The organism is Streptomyces sp. NBC_00554 (genome assembly GCF_041431135.1).
Classification (GTDB): Bacteria; Actinomycetota; Actinomycetes; order Streptomycetales; family Streptomycetaceae; genus Streptomyces.
Window position 1 is genome coordinate 9,797,152 of record NZ_CP107799.1, and the last position, 18,918, is coordinate 9,816,069.

Genomic DNA, 18,918 nt, shown 5'->3' on the forward strand with positions numbered 1-18,918 from the left:
TGGGTGCCCTCCGGCGTGCAGGTTTACCTTGCATTCCGAGGTGGGTGAGCTTCTCGAACCCGGCTGTACCGTCGGCGGCGTCGCACGGCTTCCCAGTACGTGCCTGAAACACGCCGGAAAGAAAAGGCAGGTATCGGCCACATGAGGCTCCCCGTTCTCACCGATGACGAGATGGATCCGCGCCAGCAGGAACTGGCCGCCCGCATCGCCGGCCGGCGCGGCGCCGTACGCGGCCCGTTCCGGGTCTGGCTGCACAGCCCGGAGATGTGTGAACGCGCGGAGTCCCTCGGTGCCTTCGCCCGCTTCGACTGCAGCCTCCCCAAGCACCTGCGTGAACTCACGCTGCTGATGGCCGCCCGGAACTGGGACGCGCAGTACTCCTGGAACGCGCATGTGCACCAGGCGATCGAGGCCGGCATCCCGGAGGCCGCGGTCAAGGCCGTCGCCGAGAAGCGCGAGGCGGTCTTCGACAGCGAAGCGGACCAGGCCTTCTACCAGTTCTGCAGGGAGATCCTGGAGGACCACTTCGTCTCCGACGAGACCTTCGCCCGAGCACACGAGCACTTCGGTTCCAAGGGCCTGGTCGACACCATCGGCGCGCTCGGCAACTTCACCATGCTCGGCATGTGTCTGAACACCTTCCAGGTGGACCTGCAGGCCGACAAGGAACCCCCGTTCCCGGACATCCGCGGCTACGGGCGTGTCGCTTCCGACGCCGACCGGCCGCAGCCGTGACAGCCCCGACCGCCCGGAACACGCAGGGAGGTACCGCCGTGACCCCCAGGAAACCGGTCGCGCCCATCGCCACCGACGGTGCCGGCTCGGCACCCGAGGCCGTGCTCCGCGTACGAGGCGTCACCAAGAACTTCGGCGGAGCGGCCGCGCTCAAGGGCGTCGACCTCGACCTCTACCCCGGCGAGATCCACGCGCTGATGGGCATGAACGGAGCCGGCAAGTCGACGCTGGTGCAGATCCTCTCCGGGGTCCACCAGGCCGACGGCGGCACCATCGAGGTCAACGGGCAGACGCAGTCCGGACTCACCGTGCGCAAGGCCCGCCGGCTCGGCATCGCCTGCGTGCCTCAGCGCCGGGAACTGGCGATGGGTCTGACCGTCGCCGAGAACGTCATGCTGGGCGATCTCCCCACCCGACGCGGGACCGTGCACTGGAAGGCGGTCAAGAGCGAGGCGCGGAAGGCGCTGTCCGGACTCGGTATCGACATCGACGTGGAGCGGGCGGCCGGTTCACTCACCGTCGCCGAACAGACCATGGTCGAGGTGGCCCGCGAGGTCCGCCGCGGCGGCCGGATCCTGATCCTCGACGAGCCGACCGCCTGTCTGAGTGCGGAGGCCGCCAACCAGATCCGCGCTCTGGTGCGGACCCTGCGCGACGACGGCGTCGCCGTCGTCTACATCTCGCACTACATCGACGAGGTCATGGCCGTCGCCGACCGCCTCACCGTCCTGCGGGACGGGGGAGTGGTGCGCAGTGCACCGGCCGCGGAGATGGACCAGGCAGGGCTCGTACGGAGCATGGTCGGCCGGGATGTGGTCTCGCAGCGACCCGAGCGCCCCGCTCCGAAGGACGAAGCCGGTCTCGTCGTACAGGGTCTGAGCCACGGCCGGGCCATCCAGGACTTCACCGTCGAGGTGCGCCGGGGCGAGATCGTCGCCGTCCTCGGACCCGCGGGTGACGCGCAGTCGCGGCTGTTCGACCTGCTGTCCGGCCGGCAGCGCCCGGACGCCGGTGAACTGCACGTCGACGGCAGGTCCGTGCCCTTCGGCCGGGTCGCGGCCTCGCTCGCCAGTGGTCTGCGCTGTGTCACGGGTGACCGCCGCAGCCTGGGGCTCGTCCAGGGCATGTCGCTTGACGAGAACCTGATGCTGGCCGACGACCGCTTCGCGCGCCGCAGGCTGCACCGCCGTACCGAACTCGCCCGCCGCGCCGCGCCCCGGCGCAGCAGCTACGGAGTGGTCGCCCTCGCCGGAAACCCGCCGGTGGGCGCGCTGTCCGGCGGCAACCAGCAGAAGGTCCTGCTGGGCAAGTGGCTGGAGACCGAGCCGGTCGCCTGCTTCCTCGAAGACCCCACCAACGGGGTGGACGTCGCGGCCATGGCCGACATCCACACCCTGGTCGACGACCTCGCCTCACGCGGCGTGGCCGTACTGCTCGCCTCCTCCTCCGCCGAGGAAGTCATGCGCCTCGCCGACCGTGTCGTCGTCGTCAGCGCGGGGCGCGCGGTCGCCGAACACGCCATCACCGACATCACCCGCGACGAACTCGTCGCCACCGCCCTCGGAGGTCAACCCCAGTGAGCCTCAAGACCCCCTCCGCCTCCCCGGACGCCGTGGCCGACTCGCCCTCGCCCGAGCGCACCGCGACCCGCCTGACTCCCCAGGCCCTGCTGCGGATCCCGCACGGCGGACTGATCGTCGTCCTCGTCCTGGTGGCGCTGTTCACCGCCCTCCAGGCGGACTCCTTCACCACCTCCCAGAACCTGATCAACGTGCTGCGGCAGATCAGCGTGACCGCGGTGATCGCCGGCGGGCTCACCCTGCTGATGACCGCCGGGGGCATGGACTTCTCCATGGGCAGCAACGCGGCCGTCGCCGTGTCGGTGGGCGCGACCCTGCTGCACAGCGGCCAGTCCACGTTCGTCACCGTGGTCCTCTGCCTGCTGCTCGCCACCGCGATAGGCCTGGTCAACGGCTTGGTGGTGACCTACACCAAGGTCGCTCCGTTCGTCGCCACCCTCGCGTCCGCGATGCTCCTGGACGGCGTCGCCCTGCTGGTCCTCAACGGCGAGAGCGTCACCATCGGCGACAAGATGTCCGCGCTGGGCAACTCCAAGTTCCTCGGCCTCCCGTACCTGCTGATCGTGGCCCTGCTGGTGCTCGTGGCGATCGGTCTGGTCATGCGGTTCACCACCTTCGGCCGCGACGCCTTCGCGATGGGCGGCAACGAGCACGTGGCCCGGCTGAGCGGCATCAACGTCTCCGGACGCAAGCTCGCCCTGTACGCGCTCGCCGGCGGCCTGGCGGGCCTGGCCGGGCTGATGCTGCTCTCCCGGCTCGGTGCCGCCGCCCCGAACACCGGCGGACTGCAGACCCAGCTGACGGCCGTCGCCGCGGTGGTCATCGGCGGCACCTCGCTCGCCGGCGGCCGCGGCACCGTCGTGGGAACCGCCCTCGGCGCGGTACTGCTCGGTGTCGTCGCCAACGCCCTCAACCTGCTCGAGGTCAACAGCTACTACCAGTACGTCGTGACCGGCGGGGTGCTGCTCGTCGCCGCCATCGTCAACGAGTTCCAGCGCAAGTCCGAGCCGGGCCACTAGCGCCGCGTCAGGCCGTTCGGCGCCGGCGACCAGGGACGTCCGCCGGCGCAGCGCCGACCAGGAGCGCACATCGATTTTGCGCATCCCCCGCAGCTTTCGCGCGCCCCCACACCCGTGTCACCACCCTTCTCTTCAACGATGCAGGAAAGGCCAACCCCATGAAGCCCACCGCCCGCTACCTCCCCCACGCTCGAAATCGCTCGCGCGGGGGGACCCCCATCGCCGCCGCGGCCTCCCTCGTCGGCGCCGCCGCGCTGGTCCTGTCCGGATGCGGCACGGAGAACGACAGCGGGGGCGCCGCCGAAGGCTCGGTCACCCTCGGCTTCGTCAACGGCGCCAACACCAACTTCCACAGCTGTCTGCTGAAGGCCGTGCAGGCCACGGCCGAGACGGACGGGGTCAAGGTGTACTCGGCCAACTCCAAGCAGGACGCCGGGACCGAGCTGTCCAACATCGAGGACATGATCTCCCGCAATGTGGACGCGCTGATCGTCCAGACCGTCAACGTCGACGCCCTCGAGGGCGACATAGCCAAGGCCAAGGCCGCCGGTATCCCGATCTTCCTGACCTCCGTGGCCACGGACGACATGTCGGACGTCCTGGGCGTCGCCAAGGTCGACCTGAAGAAGGTCGGCGCCATGGACGCCGGCTGGATCGGGACGGACGCCGCCGGCAAGGACGTGAAGGTCGGCATCGTCGCGGGTGCCCCCGGCGCCGCCTCCGACCTGCTCGTGGGCGGCTTCAAGGCCGGCCTTCCGGCGAACGCCAAGGTGGTGGCCAACCAGCCCGGCATGTTCAACCCGGTCAAGGCCCAGGAGGTCGCCGAGAACATGATCCAGGCCAACCCCGACCTGGACTACGCCTTCGTCGCCAACGAGGAGATGGGCTTCGCCGTACGCAAGGCGTTCGACGCAGCCGGCGCAGAGGACGTCAAGATCGTGACCACCAACGGCACCGACGAGGGGCTGGCCGCCGTCAAGAGCGGGGACTTCTCCGCCACCGTGGCCAACTCGGCGATGACGATCGGCCAGACCGCGGTCAAGAACACGATCGCCCTGCTGGACAAGGACAAGGCAGTTGACAAAATTGCCAACATTCCTCTTCTCTTGGTCACCAAGGACAACTTGAGCGAGGCACCCCAGTACTGCCCCAAGTAGTCAGGGGCCCCATCAGGAAACGGTGCCTGTCTCACCGCGTCCGAGCCGCAATACTCGCCGCGCCGCAATGTTCCAGGTAGTGCCTCCCCCGCTCTCGGCTTCCCCTGAGCGGGGGACCCATCAAGGAGATTCCGGCGGCGGGCGAACCCACGCACCCTCCCCCTCCGGTCTCGGGCTGACGGGAGGGGGTTTCCGGAGGAAACATGGACCGCTTGCTCCTCATGCACAGCTTCGTCACCGTCGCGCAGGTCGGCAGCTTCAGTGGAGCCGCCAAGAAGCTGGGCTCTTCCGGCTCGCTCGTGTCACGGCACGTGGCCGAACTGGAACGGCAGGTAGGCGTCCGTCTGGTCAATCGCACGGCCCGCTCGGTGAGCCTCACCGAACCGGGGCAGCGGTACGCCGAATTCGCGGCACGCATACTCGATGAGATCGAGGCCGAGGACGCGGGTATCGCCCATCTCCATGACCGTGCCGAAGGCACGCTCAGCATCATCTGCCCCAAGTGGATAGGAAGCCTGGATCTCGGGGACGCCATCGCCGCATTCTCGGCGGCGCATCCCAAAATTCACGTCCGCTTCGAACTCGGCGGAATGTCCGACCGGACTTACGACTTCCTGGACAGCGGATTCGACGTCGCCTTCCACACCCGGGACCTGCGCGACTCCAGCGTCCGGCTCAAGAAGATCGCCTCATTGCCCTTCGTGCTGTGCGCGTCGAAGGAATACCTGGACCGGGAGGGCCCGCTCACCGAGCCGAACGGCCTCGCGCTCCACGAGTGCCTCGTGCACGTCAACGACCCCGTGTGGCGCATCGGGCACGGCCACGCCTCCACGCTGCACAAGATCCGCAACGTGGCGTTCTCGTCCAATTCCTACCTGGCTCTGCAGAAAGCGGCTGTGCACGGCCGCGGCATCGCCCTGCTGCCGCAGCGCCCGGCCTACGACGACCTCATCTCCGGCGCGCTGAAGGTCCTGCTCCCCGAACTCGCCGTACCCGACCGCCCACTCTACGCAATTTACGGTCCCGGTCAGGCAACTCCCAGGAAAATCACCGTATTTCTCGACTTCCTCACCGAGTGGTTCTCCAGCAATCCCATTCCGGTGATCGACAAGTGACCTGATCCATGGCCGGTAAGTGACCTGACACTGCCCGACCGTTGCCCGGACCAAACGACCGGGCGTGCAAGAAACGTTTGCGATGCCTGCGCGGCAAGGCTGTTGAGACCGCCTCTGCCGCATATCTACGATCGCCGGGAGTAGGTGACCGTACAAGTCCCGCAGGCGTGCTCTGCGACGAAGCGAGGAATCCATGGGAATCCAGAGAATCGAATCGGTCACCTACAGCATCGCCGACCTCGGCGAATGCGCCCGGTTCTTCGACGACTTCGGACTGTTCCTGGTGGAGAAGACCGACGAGTACGCGGTCTTCGAGACGCTCACCGGCCAGACGCTCCACCTCGACACCGACCCCGGCCCGCTGCTGCCGCCCCCGGTGGAAGGCGGCCCCACCCTCCGTGAGGTGGTGTGGGGCGTCGACACCCAGGAGGAACTGGAGCGGCTGGTGGCGGCCGTCGGCCGTGACCGCGCCCTCCGCGAGGACGCCGCCGGCGTGTTCCACACCGTGGACGAGACAGGCTTCGGCGTCGGTCTGACCCTGGCCCGGCCGAAGCCCGCGCCCGTCACCCCGCGCCCCGCCAACGCGCTGGGCAGCGTCAACCGCTGGAACACCGCGCTGGAGGCGATCACCCGGGTCCACCCCCTGCGGATGTGCCACGTGGCGCTCAACATCCCCAAGGAGGGCCGGGAGAAGGCCGTCGGGTTCTACGTGGAGCTCCTCGGTTTCCGGCCCACCGACGTGGTCGAGCCCATGGGCGTCTTCATGCAGGCGCCGGGCGACGAGGACCAGCACACGATGCTGCTGTGCCACCGCCCCGACAAGGCCGGCGTCAACCACATCGCCTACGAGGTGCCCGGCTTCGACGACGTCATCGAGGGCGGCAACCACATGATCGACCAGGGCTGGCGCGAGGCACGCAAGCTCGGCCGCCACACCGTCGGTTCGAACGTCTTCCGGTTCGTGCACGCGCCGTGCGGCGGGCGGGTCGAGTACGCCGCCGACATGGACCGGGTCGACGACACGTACGAGACCCGCGTCCACGAGACCACGCCGCCCCACCACATCTGGGCGCTGCGCACCAACCGCGACCAGCAGGACGCCCCCGCCTCCTGACCCAGCCCCCTGTTCATTTCGCTCGCCGGCCTGAAAGGGCACCCACTGATGACCACCGACCACGGCTACCCCGCCGTCCGCATGTACATAGCGGGCGAGTGGTGCCAAGGCGGCACCGGACGCACCGCCCCGATCGTGAACCCGGCCACCGAGGAGGCGATCGGAGAAGTACCGCTCGCCACCACCGCCGATCTGGACCGCGCCCTCGACTCCGCCGCCGAAGGCTTCAAGACCTGGCGCGACACCCCCATCGTCAAGCGCACCGCCATCCTGCACGCCGCCGCCGACCTCCTGGAGGAGCGCAGTGTGGAGGTCGGCCGGATCATGACCCTGGAGCAGGGCAAGCCCCTCGCCGAGGCGGTCGGGGAGGCCAACCGCGTCGCGGGCACCCTGCGCTGGCACGCCGACGACGCCCGCCGCGCCTACGGCCGCATCATTCCCTCGGCGCCCGGCACGCTGCTGTCCGTGCGCCGCGAACCCCTCGGGCCCGTTGCCGCCTTCGTCCCCTGGAACTTCCCCGCGGGCGGGCCGATGCGGAAGATCTCCTCCGCGCTCTCGGCCGGCTGCTCCATCATCATCAAGGCCTCCGAGGAGACCCCGGCCACCGCCGCGGCCCTCGTCGGCTGCTTCGTGGACGCCGGACTCCCCGACGGTGTCCTCAACCTGGTCTTCGGTGAACCGGCGGAGGTCTCCGCCCACCTGATCGCCTCCCCGGTCGTCCGCCTCGTCGCCTTCACCGGCTCGGTCCCCGTGGGCAAGCTGCTCGCCGCGGCCGCGGGTGAGGTCATGAAGCCCTCCCTGATGGAGCTGGGCGGCCACGCCCCGGTGATCGTGTGCGCGGACGCCGACCCGGCCAGGGCCGCGCGCCGTGCCGCACAGGCGAAGTTCGCCAACGCCGGACAGGTCTGCACCTCGCCGAGCCGCTTCCTTGTCCACGAGAGCCTCGTGGAGGACTTCACCGCCGAGTTCGTGAAGGCCGCCGAGGCGATCGTCGTCGGCGACGGCCTGGCGGAGGGCACCACCATGGGACCGCTCGCCAACGAGCGCCGGCTCCAGGCCATCCAGCGCCTGACCGACGACGCCGTCAGCCGCGGAGCCACCGTCCGCACGGGCGGCGCACGCCTGGACCGCGCGGGCTACTTCTTCGCGCCGACCGTCCTGACCGACGTACCGGCGGACGCGGACCTGATGCACGAGGAGCCGTTCGGGCCGATCGCGCCCATCGTCCCCTTCAGCGACCTCGACGAGGCGCTCGCCGTCGCGAACGCGCTGCCGTACGGCCTCGCCGCCTACGGCTTCACCGAGTCCGCCGCCACCGCCGAGCGCCTGGTGCGCGAACTGGAGGCCGGAATCCTCTCCCTCAACCACTGCGGCGGCTCCGTCAGCGAGGCCCCCTCCGGCGGCGTCAAGGACAGCGGCTACGGCAGGGAGGGCGGCCCCGAGGCCCTGGACGCCTACCTGGTCACCAAGCGCGTCTCCCACCTGCTGGCGGGCTGAGGCGCCATGCGATACACCCGTGTCTCGGTCGGCGGACGAGCGGTGTGGGGCCGCGTGGGGGAGGAGGACATCGAGCTGCTGTCCGAGTCCCCGCTCAGCGCCACGCGGTGCCAGCCGCATGTCGAATGCAGTCCCACCGTCATCGGCACGGTGTCACGTGCCACCGCGACCTGGCTGCCCGTCGTCGTCCCGCCCGTGTTCTACGCGGTCGGCTTCAACTACCCGCGGCACATCGCGCACGCCGGCGCCCAGGTGCCCAGCCGCCCCGAGGTGGGCTACCGGGCCAACAACGCGCTGACCGGGCACCTTTCACCCATCGTGAAGCCGGCCGAGGTGGCGGGCCGGTTCGAGGCCGAGCCGGAACTCGTCGCGGTCATCGGCCGCACCCTGCGGCACGCCACCCACGAGGAAGCGCGCAAGTCCGTCTTCGGCTGGACCATCGGCAACGACATCAGCGCCCGCACCTGGCAGCACGAGGACCGCACGTTCTGGCGCAGCAAGAACAGCGACACGTTCAAGCCGATGGGGCCCTGGATCGAGACCGACGTCGACGCGCTCGCCCAGACGACCACGCTGCGCGTCAACGGTGAGGTCCGCGCCGCATTCCCGACCGGCGACATGGTCTTCGACCCCTACGACTACATCGTCGAGATCACCAAGCACATCACCATGCACCCGGGCGACGTGCTGTGGATGGGCGCCGAGTCCACCTGCCAGATCGAGCCGGGCGACACCGTCGACGTCGAGATCTCCGGCATCGGCGTGCTGTCCAACCCCGTACATCCAGAAGGGATTCACGCATGAGCAACGCACCCCGCTACATCCACCACGTCAACTTCCCCACCACCGACCCCGATCGCACCGCCGAGTGGTACACGAAGGTCTTCGGACTGAAGCGGATCATGCCCAAGTCCAACACCAAAGTGGTGCTGATGACCCGCGGCAACTTCGACCTGCACTTCACCCCGGTCGAGGAGATGGAGCGCATGGCGCCCTATCACTTCGCCGTCGAGGTCGACGACTGGGACGACTTCCTCGCCCACCTCAAGGAGCTCGGCATCCGGCACACCCGCCCGATCGAGCGCCCCGAGAACCAGTCCAAGTTCTGCTACATCCACGACCCCGACCACACCATGATCGAGCTGGTCTGGCACGGCAAGCGCCCCAACTGATCGCCCTCTGCTAGGAGTTCACCCCTATGCCTCTCGCCGACTCCGACGGCACCTCCATCTACTACGAGCGCCACGGCAGCGGTCCGGCGATCCTGTTCGTGCACGGCAGTGGCGGGCACCACGCCGCCTGGTGGCAGCAAGTGGCCGCGCTGCGGGATGAGTTCACGGTCGTCACCGTGGACCTGCGCGGCTTCGGCAAGTCCGACTCGTCGATGCCCGAGTTCGACGGCCAGGACTTCCCCGGCGACGTGGTCGCCGTCCTGGACGCCGAGGATCTGACCGACGCCATGCTGGTGGGCCAGTCCATCGGCTCGGTGGCCGCCCTGCGCGCCGGTCTCCTCCGCCCCGAGCGGGTCGGCTCGGTCGTCCTCGGCCACTCGCTCGGCGGGATCAGCCACCCCGAACTCAAGGAACTGGCCGCCGCCGACCGCGCCGAGGCCGTCAAACTCCCGGTCATCGACCGCCTGTTGACCAAGCGGTTCCAGCAGGAGCGGGCCGACCTCACCTTCCTCTTCCAGCAGATGGGCACCTTCAACGTCGCGAAGATGGCCGACCTGCGCAACCTCGACACCAACGGCCCGTCCCTGGAGGACATCGAGGCCTCGGGCGTCAAGGTCGCATTCCTGGCCGGCGAGAAGGACGCGGTGCTCAGCGTGAAGACCGTGACCCGTGCCCACGAGCTGACTCCCGGCTCGCACCTGGAGATCGTCCCGGACGCCCCGCACTCCATGTACTGGGAGACGCCTGCGCAGTACAACGCGGCCGTCGCCCACCTGCGCCGCACCCTCACCGCACAGAAGGAAGCCGCATGAGCAGCCTCACCCTCGACGCCGCCGAAGAGATCATCGACGCCGCCCTCAAGCGCGCCCAGTCGCTCGGGAAAGCGGTGAGCGTCGCCGTGGTGGACGCGGGCGGCTTCGTCATCAGCGTCCGCCGCTCGGACGGGGCACGTCCGCTCACCCCGGACATCGCCCGCGCCAAGGCGTACACCGCGGCCGTGATGCAGCGGCCCGGCAAGATGCTGAAGAAGTGGCAGGAGAGCCAGCCGGTCTTCTTCTCCCAGCTCTCCCAACTGCCGGGTGCCGCAATGCCGATCATGGCCACCGAGGGCAGCATGACGATCAAGAAGGACGGCGAGATCATCGGCGGCCTCGGCATCGCCGGCGGCACCGCGGACGAGGACCAGCAGATCGCCGACGAGATCCTTCAATCCCTCGGCTACGAGCTGGAGTTCGCCGCCTGGGGCGTCGCGGGCAAGCCGGCCGGGAACACCGAGAAGGCGGTCTGATCATGGCGGATACGTTCAACTACCGCATCGACCACCACGGCAGCCTGGTCCGCCCCGCCGAGCTCCTCGCCGCGCGGGCGCAGGGCGACCCCGAGGCCCTGCACACGGCCGAGACCGAGGCGGTGAAGGAGGTGGTGACCTTCCAGCGCAAGCTGCGCTCCACGGTCGTCACCGACGGCGACTTCCTCCGTGAGGACTTCCGCAGCGCCGTCTTCGACGCCGTCTCCGGTTTCCGGCGTACCGGCGAGGAGACGGCGGACGGCCTGGCCCGCTGGGTGGCCGAGGCGCTGCCCAAGGCCAACCACCCGCTGGCCGCCGACTCGGCGAGCAAGCTGGCGGACCTGACCTGGATCGCCCCCAAGGTCTCCCTGCCGTCCCCGGCCTACCTCGCCGCCACGACCTTCGCGCCCGAACTCGCCGCGTCCGGCGGTCCCTCCTCGGCCCGTGAACTCGGCGAGGCCCTGGCGGAGATCATCAACGCGGAGATCGAGCTCCTCGTCTCCCGGGGCGTCCGCCTGATCCAGCTGAACAACCCGCTCCTGCTCGCCCACACCGCCACCGAGCCCGCCGCCGTCGGCGCGCTCTCCTTCGAGGACGCGCTGGCCGTCGAGGCTCTGGCGGTACGGCTGGACGCGCGGCCCGAAGGCGTACGAGTGGGTGTCTGCCCAGGCTGGGCGGCGCCCGCCGCGGTGGACCGGAGCAAGGCCGAGCGGCTGTACGGCGAGATCCCCGCCGACCGCTGGATCCTGCCGTACGACAAGGGCACCGCGGCCGAGGTCGACCTGCTCAAGGCCATGCCCGAGGACCGGGACGTGTGCCTGGGTGTCGTGGACGCGACCGTGCCCGAGCTGGAGGGCATCGACGAGGTGATGGCCCGTATCGACGCGGCCGCCGAGGTCAAGGACCTGGAGGACATGGCGATCTCGCCGTCGCGTGGCTTCGCCGACCTGGCCGTACGCCCGCTGCTGAGCACCGAGGAGCAGCGCCTCAAGCTGGTTCTGGTGGAGACGCTCGCGCGTTACTGCTGGGGCAACGAGTTCTGAGACGTCGACGGCCGGGAAGCGCGGATGCGCTTCCCGGCCGGGGCGTGAAAGCACCTTCAGAGCACCTCGGCGAAGGTCACCGTCCGCTCGGTCAGCAGCGGTCGCACGGTGGCCACGATCAGCTCGGCGAAGTAGTCCGCGGCAGCGTGCGCGTCGAAGCCGGCGCGGTCGGTGTACTGCTCGTACAGCACGAAGCTGCCCTCCTGGTCGGCCTCGGCGTGCACCTCGTACGCCAGGTTCGCCGGTTCGCCCCGGGTGTGCTCGCGCATCTTGAGCAGCGCGGCGCGCACCGTGGCCTCGTCGGTGGGCTCGCACCGGTAGTGGGCGACGACTGCGTAGGCCATCTGTTCTCTCCTTACGGCTCTTACGGCTCGGGGGACGGCATCGCACATGCCGTCCGGCCTGCCGATTCCAGCACGGAACACCCGCCCGACGGCCCGCGCGCGGCGCAAGCAATGACTGCCGCCGCGGGGGTGGTGGCACCGCCCCGACATGGTGTGTTGTCGCATTCGGCCCGTATGGCCGCTGCCTGTGCAGACCGCGGAACCCGCACCGCGGCGGACGAAGGAAGTGATCTTCAATGCGAACCCTGGAAACCCTCTCCGGTGGAGAGTGGTTGGCGACCGGCGAGTGGATCGATGTCCACGACCCCTCCGACCTGCGCACCCCTGTCGCCCGCGTCCCCGCACTGAGCGCCGCCGACGTCACCCGCGCCTATGACCACGCCGAGCGGGGCTTCGCCGTCTGGAAGCGCACCAGCCCCTTCGAACGCGCCCGGATCATGACGGACGCTGCCCGGCTGCTGCGCGAGCGCGTCGCCGAGATCGCCGAGGACCTGGCCACCGAGATGGGCAAGACCCGGGCCGAGGCCACGGGCGAGACGATCAAGGCAGCCGACTTCCTGGAGTACTACGCGGGCATCGCCCGCCAGGGCTACGGAACGCTGGTGCACGACGTACGCCCGGACACCCGGACCAGCTTCCAGCGCGAGCCGATCGGCATCGTCCTCGCGATCACCCCGTGGAACGACCCGCTGATCACCCCGGCCCGCAAGCTGGCGCCCACCCTCGCGGCAGGCAACGCGGCTCTCCTCAAGCCGGCCACCGACACCCCGCAGGCCGCCCTGCACTTCGCCCGCGCCCTGCACGACGCGGGCCTACCCGCAGGCGTCCTCAACGTGATCACCGGCCGCGGCGCGCAGATCTCCGAGGCGCTGATCTCCGACCCGCGCCTCGCCGCGCTCACCTTCACCGGGAGCAACGAGGTCGGCGAGGGTCTGCGCGCCCAGCTCGCCAGCCGCAACGTCCGCTTCCAGGGCGAACTCGGCGGCAAGAACGCCACCGTCGTCCTCGCCGACGCCGACCTCGACGCCGCGGCCAAGGCGGTCGCCGCCGCAGGCTTCGCACAGGCCGGACAGCGCTGCACCGCCACCAGCCGGGTGATCGTCGAGCGGTCCGTGTACGAGGAGTTCACCAGCCGGCTGCTCGCCGAGGCCGCCGCACTGCGCGTCGGCCCCGGCCTCGCCGAGGGCACCACGATGGGGCCGCTGGTGAGCGCCCGCCAGCGCGACGGCGTCCTGTCCGACATCGAACGCGCCGTCAAGCAGGGCGCCACGGTCCTCGCGGGCGGCGACCAGCCGAAGGCCGAGGCGCTGAGCCACGGCTGCTACGTCAACCCGACCGTGCTCGGTGACGTGACGCCGGACGCGGACATCTGGCACGAGGAGGTGTTCGGCCCCGTCGTCGCGCTGCGCGCGGTGGACTCCTTCGAGGAGGCCGTCGAGGCGGTCAACGACTCCGACTTCGGCCTCGCGGCCGCCGTCTTCACCCAGAACCTGGGCGCCGCACACCGGTTCGCCGAAGAGGCCGAGTGCGGGCAGGTCGCGGTGAACACCACCACCTCCGGCTGGGACGTCCACCACCCCTTCGGCGGTTTCCGCGACTCCGGATCGCCGTTCAAGGAGCAGGGCGAGGAAGCCCTGCGCTTCTACACGCGCGTCAAGACCGTCGCCATCCACTTCGGCTGACGGCCCGCTGCAAGGAAAGGAGGATGCCGATGGCTGACGAGACGATCGGCATCGTGGGTGCCGGCATCGTGGGTCTTGCCACAGCCCGCGAGATCGCCCTGCGCCGCCCCGGCACCCGAATCGTGGTGCTGGAGAAGGAGCAGGCGGTCGCCGTCCACCAGACCGGGCACAACTCGGGGGTGGTGCACGCGGGGATCTACTACGCGCCGGGCAGCCTCAAGGCGGACCTGTGTGTGCGGGGCGTGTCCATCCTGCGCGAGTACTGCCAGGAACGCGGACTGCCGTACGCGGAGATCGGCAAGCTCGTCATGGCGGTGCGCCAGGACGAGCTGGGCCGGATGGAGAACCTCTACCAACGGGCGAGGAACAACCACGTGCCCGAGTTGAGGAAGGTCTCCAGGGAGGAGATCAAGGAGCTCGAGCCCCATGCCGGGGGCATCGCGGCCCTGCACTCCCCGCGCACCGCGATCACCGACTACCCGGCGATCGCCCGTGAGTTCGCGAAGGACATCGAGGCCGCGGGCGGCGAGGTGCGGCTCGGCTTCCCGGTCACCTCCATCACCAACGTGCCCGGCGGGATCGAGGTGGCCTCCGGGCAGGACCGGGTACGCGTCGACCGGCTGATCCTCTGCGCGGGCCTCCACTCGGACTCCGTCGCGGGGCTCGCCCAGGACAAGAGGGAACCGAAGATCATCCCGTTCCGGGGCGAGTACATGCTCCTCAAACCGGAGCGCACGGACCTGGTGCGCGGGCTCATCTACCCGGTCCCGGACCCGCGTTATCCCTTCCTCGGCGTGCACTTCACTCCACGCGTCGACGGCTCGGTCGAGGTCGGCCCCAACGCGGTCCTGGCCCTGGCAAGGGAGGGCTACCGGCTCAGCAAGGTCTCGCTCAAGGACCTCGCCGGACTCGCGGCCTACCCCGGCTCCTGGAGGATGGCGGCCCAGCACTGGCGGACCGGCATCAAGGAGTACCGCGGCTCGCTGTCCAAGGCGGCCTTCATGAAGGACGCCAAGCTGTACGTCCCCGGGGTCGGCGTCTCGGACGTGGTCCGCGGCGGGGCCGGTGTACGCGCCCAGGCATTGGACCCGGACGGCACGCTCGTGGACGACTTCCGCATCCATCAGGTGGGCCGGATCACCGCCGTCCGTAACGCGCCCTCGCCTGCCGCCACTGCCTCCATGGCGATCGCGGAGCACATCGTCGGCGCCGTCTTCGGCGACGGCTCCGCAACCTGAGAATGCCCTGCGTACAGCGGACTTTCGCGCAACAACTGCTTGCATCCCCAGGTCTCTGCAAAGGGCTCACGCCCGCCTAGCGTTCCATCCGCACCACCCCGCCACCCCTGTCGAAGAGAAACGGCCGAAGACATGTTCGTTGTCGACACCCAGATCCACATCTGGAAGGAAGAGACCCCGGACCGCCCCTGGGTCCCGGGCGCGCGTGAGCGCATCCGCCTCAACGGGCACCGCGAGGAGGCCTTCTCCTACGAGGAGGCCCTCGAGCTCATGGACGAGGCCGGCATCAACCGGGCGCTGATCCTGCCCCCCTCCTGGGAGGGCAACCGCATCGACTACGCGCTCGAGGCCTGCGAGGCGCACCCGGACCGTTTCGGCATCATGGCCCGCGTCCCGCAGGACAACGAGGTCGAGGGCACCGCGATGCTCAAGGACTTCGCGCAGAACCCGCACATCAAGGGCACCCGGCTCACCTTCCACCGCCCGCAGGACCGCAACTGGATGATCGACGGCACCAACGACTGGTACTGGCCGGTCGCCGAGGAGCTCGCCGTCCCGACCATGGTGCACGCCCCGATCTGGAAGCGTGAGCTCGGTCAGATCGCCGCCAAGCACCCCGGCCTGAAGATCATCATCGACCACATGGGCATCATGGCCCGCTGCGTCGACGACGCGATCGGCTACTGGGTCGCGGAGACCGCGGACCTGGCCAAGCACCCCAACATCTACGTCAAGGTCTCGGCTCTCCCCGGCTACTCGACGCAGCCCTTCCCGAACAAGAACATCGAGCAGTACGTGCGCGAGATGGTCGACAAGATGGGCCCGGAGCGCTGCTTCTACGGCACCGACATCACCCGCCTGCTGGGCCACGGCATCACGTACACCGACACGGTCGAGCAGTTCACCAAGCACTACGACTTCACGCCCGAAGAGCTTGAATGGATCATGGGCCGCGGCATCAGCGAGGTCCTTGACTGGCCGATCGAGGGCTGAGGAAACACCTGAGATGACGGACACCAACAACACGCCAGGCGCCGACGGCGGTGACGCCGTCGTCTCCGCCTTCAACGCCGTCGGCGCCGACTACATCTTCTGCTCCTCGGGGTCCGAATGGGCCCCGGTCTGGGAGTCCCTGGCCCGGCGACACCGGGACGGGGAGCCCGCACCGGAGTACCTGGACCTCACCCACGAGACCGTCGCCGTCGGCATGGCCACCGGCTACGGACTCGTCAAGCGCCGGCCGCAGGGCGTGCTGCTGCACGCGGCCCCCGGCCTGCTGCAGGGCTCGATGGCGGTCCACGGCGCGCTCCTCGCGGGCGTCCCGATGGTGGTCACCTCCTCGGAGTCGACCACGTACGGCGACGGGCCGGGGCAGGACCCGGGCGGCCAGTGGTACCGCAACCTGTCGATCGTGGGCGGCCCGCACCAGATCGCCCAGCCGTTCACGAAGTGGTCCAACGAGGCGGCCAGCGTGCACACCCTGCCCACGATGATCGCGCGGGCGGCGGAACTGTCCTGGCGGGCCCCGGCAGGACCGGCGTACCTCAACATCCCGCTGGAGATCCTCCTTGAGGACTGGGACGGCCGCGAGGCCAAGCCCATCGTCCCGCCGGGCTCCACCCACAGCTCGCCCGAAGAGGTCGACCCCGTCGCCCAACTGATCCGCGAGGCCGTCAACCCCGTGATCGTGACGGAGACGGCAGGCCGCGAGGCGGGCGGCTTCGAGGCGCTCGTCGCCTTCGCCGAGGCGTGGAACATCCCGGTCGTCGAGCCCGACTCGGCGGTGTGCGGCAACTTCCCGCGCACCCACCCGCTGCACGCTGGCAGCGACATCGGGCCGTGGATGGACGAGGCGGACCTGATTCTGCTCGTCAACTGCCGGGCTCCCTTCTACCCGCCGTCGCGCCGCCCCTCCAAGGCGACGATCGTCGTCATCGACGAGGTGCCGCAGCGCCCGCACGTCGTCTACCAAGTCCTGTTCGCGGACAAGTACTTGGAAGGCAACGTCGCCAACACCCTGCGCCAACTCGCCAAGCGGGCCAAGGATCTCGACGTGGCCGCTGTCACCGCGCGCCGCGCGGCGCAGGAGGAGCGGCACGCCGACGAGCAGGCCGCGATCGCCGCCGTGGAGGTGAAGGCGGCGCAGGCCGAGGGCATCGATCCGGTGCTCGTCGCCGCGACCCTGCGCGGGCTCCTCGACGGTCAGGACGCGATCGTCGTCGACGAGACCATCACGCACAGCCGTGTGGTCAAGCGCCATGTACAGACCTCCGACCCCGACTCGTACTTCTATGTGCAGGGCGGTCTCGGCCAGGGCATGGCGGTCGCGCTCGGAGTCAAACTCGCCGCCAAGGAGCGGCCCGTGGTGCTCACGATCGGCGACGGCGCGTTCACGTACAACCCGGTCATCCAGTCGTACGACGCCTCCAACGCCTACGAACTGCCGCTGCTGATCGTGGTCTTCAACAACCGCGTCTACAAGTCGATGAACCTCAACCACCGCAGGTTCTACCCCGAGGGCGCGGCGGCCGAGACCGGCGAGTGGCTCGGCACCGACCTGCACCGGCTGCCCCGACTCGCGCAGTTCGCCGAGCCGTTCGGCATGCACACCGAGACGGTCGACGCGCCGGACGCGCTCGCCCCCGCCCTGGAGCGCGCGCTCAAGGCCGTGGCGGAGGGCACCACCGCCGTCGTCGACGTCCTCGTCACCCGCTGATCCAGGAGGCACGCGCCACCATGACCGACACACCGACCCCCAAGCCCGGCAAGGTCCTGGTCCCCGCCGAGGACCTGCGCACCTTCGGCGCCGCCCTCCTCGAGAAGGGCGGCCTCAGCCCCGAGCACGCCCGCACCACCGCCGAGGTGTTCGTCTGGGCCGCTCAGCGCGGCGTCGACTCCCACGGCACCGCGCGCATCCCGGCCTACCTGGAGCTGCTTGCCAAGGGTGTGGCCAACGCCGAGCCCGACATCAGGCTGGAGTCCAGCACGCCGGCCGCCGCCGTCCTCGACGCCGACCGCGCACCCGGCCCGGTGGCGCTCACCGCGGCGGCCGAGGAGGCGGTGAGGCGGGCCAGGACGACCGGCATCGCCACCGTCGGAGTACGCCACACCGTCCACACCGGCGCCATCGGCTACTACGTTTCGAAGATCGCCGAACAGGGCCTGGTCGGCATCGGCTTCGTCGCCGGGATGCCCAACATGGGCTACACCGGGGTCAAGGGCGCCGCCGTCGCCACCAGTCCGCTCGCCATCGCCGTGCCCGCCGAGAGCCACGCACCACTCCTGCTCGACATGGCCACCGCCACCATCGCCCTCGGCAAGATCCGCCAGGCCAAGGTGAGCGGCACCCCGCTGCCCGAGGGCGCCGCGGCCACCGCGGACGGCACGCCCACCACCGATCCGGCCCTTGCGGTCATGCCGCTGCCGCTGGGCGGCGTCAAGGGGTCCGGCATGTCGCTCGCCTTCGAGCTGCTCACCAGCGTGCTCGTCGGCGCACCGATCTTCGCCGCCTTCCACTCGGACGACCCCCAGGGCCGCAAGCACCGCCAGAACGCTTTGCTGATCGCGATCGACCCGGCGGCCTTCGGTGACGCGGAGGGCTTCACCGCGGCCGTCGACGCCACGCTGAGCACCCTCAAGGCCCTGCCGGCGGCGGACGACGCGGCGGGCGTGTTCTACCCCGGCGAGCGCAGCGCGGCCGTGGCCGTGGAGCGTGCCGAGACGGGGGTACCCGTGGCGCCGAAGGTGTGGCGCGAACTGCTGGAGAGCGCCGAGAAGTTGGGTGTCACACCGCCCGAGCTCGGATAGCCGGGCTCACCGGGACTCCATGAAGGGGGATGGAGGGACAGGTGGCAGGGGCGTCCGCTGTGCGGCGCTGTCCCTGCCGCCGAGTCCGAACGCCGGCGCCCGCCGGGCCCGTTGGACGGGGCCCGGC

Annotated in this window: 18 protein-coding genes; 17 read left to right on the forward strand and 1 reads right to left on the reverse strand. The window is 69.9% G+C overall.

Annotated features, from left to right (window positions below; all coding sequences use genetic code 11):
* Positions 1–171 precede the first annotated feature (171 nt).
* The 12 genes from OG266_RS43470 (at position 172) to OG266_RS43525 (ending at position 11,720) form a co-directional block, all read left to right on the forward strand.
* Positions 172–735, forward strand: a complete 564-nt coding sequence (locus tag OG266_RS43470; RefSeq protein ID WP_371553168.1) for a carboxymuconolactone decarboxylase family protein — start codon at positions 172–174, stop codon at positions 733–735.
* Between the two features lie 38 nt (positions 736–773).
* A complete protein-coding gene (locus OG266_RS43475) occupies positions 774–2,315 on the forward strand; it encodes a sugar ABC transporter ATP-binding protein (protein ID WP_371552349.1) in 1,542 nt (513 codons plus the stop codon).
* On the forward strand, positions 2,312–3,334 hold the full coding sequence (locus tag OG266_RS43480) for an ABC transporter permease (protein WP_371552350.1): 1,023 nt from the start codon (positions 2,312–2,314) through the stop codon (positions 3,332–3,334). The genes OG266_RS43475 and OG266_RS43480 overlap by 4 nt, the downstream gene beginning before the upstream one ends.
* A gap of 158 nt (positions 3,335–3,492) precedes the next feature.
* Positions 3,493–4,491 (forward strand): sugar ABC transporter substrate-binding protein, encoded by a 999-nt coding sequence (locus OG266_RS43485; RefSeq protein WP_371552351.1) that lies wholly within the window; start codon positions 3,493–3,495, stop codon positions 4,489–4,491.
* Between the two features lie 203 nt (positions 4,492–4,694).
* On the forward strand, positions 4,695–5,606 hold the full coding sequence (locus OG266_RS43490; protein WP_266470347.1) for a LysR family transcriptional regulator: 912 nt from the start codon (positions 4,695–4,697) through the stop codon (positions 5,604–5,606).
* Positions 5,607–5,799: 193 nt separating this feature from the next.
* Positions 5,800–6,720 carry a VOC family protein gene (locus OG266_RS43495; RefSeq protein ID WP_371552352.1) on the forward strand — a complete coding sequence of 307 codons (921 nt, stop codon included), beginning with the start codon at positions 5,800–5,802 and terminating at the stop codon, positions 6,718–6,720.
* 48 nt (positions 6,721–6,768) lie between these two features.
* Entirely contained in the window at positions 6,769–8,217 is a 1,449-nt protein-coding gene (locus OG266_RS43500) for an NAD-dependent succinate-semialdehyde dehydrogenase (protein ID WP_371552353.1), read from the forward strand.
* 6 nt (positions 8,218–8,223) lie between these two features.
* Positions 8,224–9,021 carry a fumarylacetoacetate hydrolase family protein gene (locus tag OG266_RS43505; RefSeq protein WP_266470356.1) on the forward strand — a complete coding sequence of 266 codons (798 nt, stop codon included), beginning with the start codon at positions 8,224–8,226 and terminating at the stop codon, positions 9,019–9,021.
* Complete coding sequence (locus tag OG266_RS43510; protein WP_266470358.1) at positions 9,018–9,389, forward strand: VOC family protein; 372 nt, start codon at positions 9,018–9,020, stop codon at positions 9,387–9,389. The genes OG266_RS43505 and OG266_RS43510 overlap by 4 nt, the downstream gene beginning before the upstream one ends.
* A 26-nt stretch (positions 9,390–9,415) precedes the next feature.
* Entirely contained in the window at positions 9,416–10,201 is a 786-nt protein-coding gene (locus tag OG266_RS43515; protein ID WP_371552355.1) for an alpha/beta fold hydrolase, read from the forward strand.
* Positions 10,198–10,677, forward strand: coding sequence for a heme-binding protein (locus tag OG266_RS43520; protein WP_266470362.1), 480 nt, complete (start codon positions 10,198–10,200; stop codon positions 10,675–10,677). Before OG266_RS43515 ends, OG266_RS43520 begins: the two co-directional genes overlap by 4 nt.
* Before the next feature lie 2 nt (positions 10,678–10,679).
* Positions 10,680–11,720 (forward strand): methionine synthase II (cobalamin-independent)-like protein, encoded by a 1,041-nt coding sequence (locus OG266_RS43525; RefSeq protein ID WP_371552357.1) that lies wholly within the window; start codon positions 10,680–10,682, stop codon positions 11,718–11,720.
* Between the two features lie 56 nt (positions 11,721–11,776).
* On the opposite strand, the gene OG266_RS43530 is transcribed toward OG266_RS43525, so the two are convergent.
* Positions 11,777–12,064, reverse strand: coding sequence for a putative quinol monooxygenase (locus OG266_RS43530; RefSeq protein WP_266822822.1), 288 nt, complete (start codon positions 12,062–12,064; stop codon positions 11,777–11,779).
* Between the two features lie 236 nt (positions 12,065–12,300).
* On the opposite strand from OG266_RS43530, the gene OG266_RS43535 reads away from it, so the two are divergent.
* The 5 genes from OG266_RS43535 (at position 12,301) to OG266_RS43555 (ending at position 18,791) form a co-directional block, all read left to right on the forward strand.
* Positions 12,301–13,746 carry an aldehyde dehydrogenase gene (locus OG266_RS43535; protein WP_371552359.1) on the forward strand — a complete coding sequence of 482 codons (1,446 nt, stop codon included), beginning with the start codon at positions 12,301–12,303 and terminating at the stop codon, positions 13,744–13,746.
* 29 nt (positions 13,747–13,775) lie between these two features.
* A complete protein-coding gene (lhgO, locus tag OG266_RS43540; protein WP_371552361.1) occupies positions 13,776–14,984 on the forward strand; it encodes an L-2-hydroxyglutarate oxidase in 1,209 nt (402 codons plus the stop codon).
* 132 nt (positions 14,985–15,116) lie between these two features.
* Positions 15,117–15,977 carry an amidohydrolase gene (locus OG266_RS43545; protein WP_266470371.1) on the forward strand — a complete coding sequence of 287 codons (861 nt, stop codon included), beginning with the start codon at positions 15,117–15,119 and terminating at the stop codon, positions 15,975–15,977.
* 13 nt (positions 15,978–15,990) lie between these two features.
* The gene (locus OG266_RS43550) at positions 15,991–17,700 is read left to right on the forward strand and encodes a thiamine pyrophosphate-dependent enzyme (RefSeq protein ID WP_371552363.1); all 1,710 of its coding nucleotides are present in this window, start codon (positions 15,991–15,993) and stop codon (positions 17,698–17,700) included.
* A gap of 20 nt (positions 17,701–17,720) precedes the next feature.
* Positions 17,721–18,791: an Ldh family oxidoreductase gene (locus tag OG266_RS43555; RefSeq protein ID WP_371552365.1), complete on the forward strand. Its 1,071-nt coding sequence runs from the start codon at positions 17,721–17,723 to the stop codon at positions 18,789–18,791.
* Positions 18,792–18,918: the final 127 nt, after the last annotated feature.

Excerpts from the sequence above, each read along its gene's own strand:
- OG266_RS43470 (WP_371553168.1), top strand. The coding sequence starts at position 172 with ATGGATCCGCGCCAGCAGGAACTGGCCGCCCGCATCGCCGGCCGGCGC.
- OG266_RS43485 (WP_371552351.1), top strand. The coding sequence starts at position 3,493 with ATGAAGCCCACCGCCCGCTACCTCCCCCACGCTCGAAATCGCTCGCGC.
- OG266_RS43490 (WP_266470347.1), top strand. The coding sequence starts at position 4,695 with ATGGACCGCTTGCTCCTCATGCACAGCTTCGTCACCGTCGCGCAGGTC.
- OG266_RS43495 (WP_371552352.1), top strand. The coding sequence starts at position 5,800 with ATGGGAATCCAGAGAATCGAATCGGTCACCTACAGCATCGCCGACCTC.
- OG266_RS43500 (WP_371552353.1), top strand. The coding sequence starts at position 6,769 with ATGACCACCGACCACGGCTACCCCGCCGTCCGCATGTACATAGCGGGC.
- OG266_RS43505 (WP_266470356.1), top strand. The coding sequence starts at position 8,224 with ATGCGATACACCCGTGTCTCGGTCGGCGGACGAGCGGTGTGGGGCCGC.
- OG266_RS43510 (WP_266470358.1), top strand. The coding sequence starts at position 9,018 with ATGAGCAACGCACCCCGCTACATCCACCACGTCAACTTCCCCACCACC.
- OG266_RS43515 (WP_371552355.1), top strand. The coding sequence starts at position 9,416 with ATGCCTCTCGCCGACTCCGACGGCACCTCCATCTACTACGAGCGCCAC.
- OG266_RS43520 (WP_266470362.1), top strand. The coding sequence starts at position 10,198 with ATGAGCAGCCTCACCCTCGACGCCGCCGAAGAGATCATCGACGCCGCC.
- OG266_RS43525 (WP_371552357.1), top strand. The coding sequence starts at position 10,680 with ATGGCGGATACGTTCAACTACCGCATCGACCACCACGGCAGCCTGGTC.
- OG266_RS43530 (WP_266822822.1), bottom strand. The coding sequence starts at position 12,064 with ATGGCCTACGCAGTCGTCGCCCACTACCGGTGCGAGCCCACCGACGAG.
- OG266_RS43535 (WP_371552359.1), top strand. The coding sequence starts at position 12,301 with ATGCGAACCCTGGAAACCCTCTCCGGTGGAGAGTGGTTGGCGACCGGC.
- lhgO (WP_371552361.1), top strand. The coding sequence starts at position 13,776 with ATGGCTGACGAGACGATCGGCATCGTGGGTGCCGGCATCGTGGGTCTT.
- OG266_RS43545 (WP_266470371.1), top strand. The coding sequence starts at position 15,117 with ATGTTCGTTGTCGACACCCAGATCCACATCTGGAAGGAAGAGACCCCG.
- OG266_RS43550 (WP_371552363.1), top strand. The coding sequence starts at position 15,991 with ATGACGGACACCAACAACACGCCAGGCGCCGACGGCGGTGACGCCGTC.
- OG266_RS43555 (WP_371552365.1), top strand. The coding sequence starts at position 17,721 with ATGACCGACACACCGACCCCCAAGCCCGGCAAGGTCCTGGTCCCCGCC.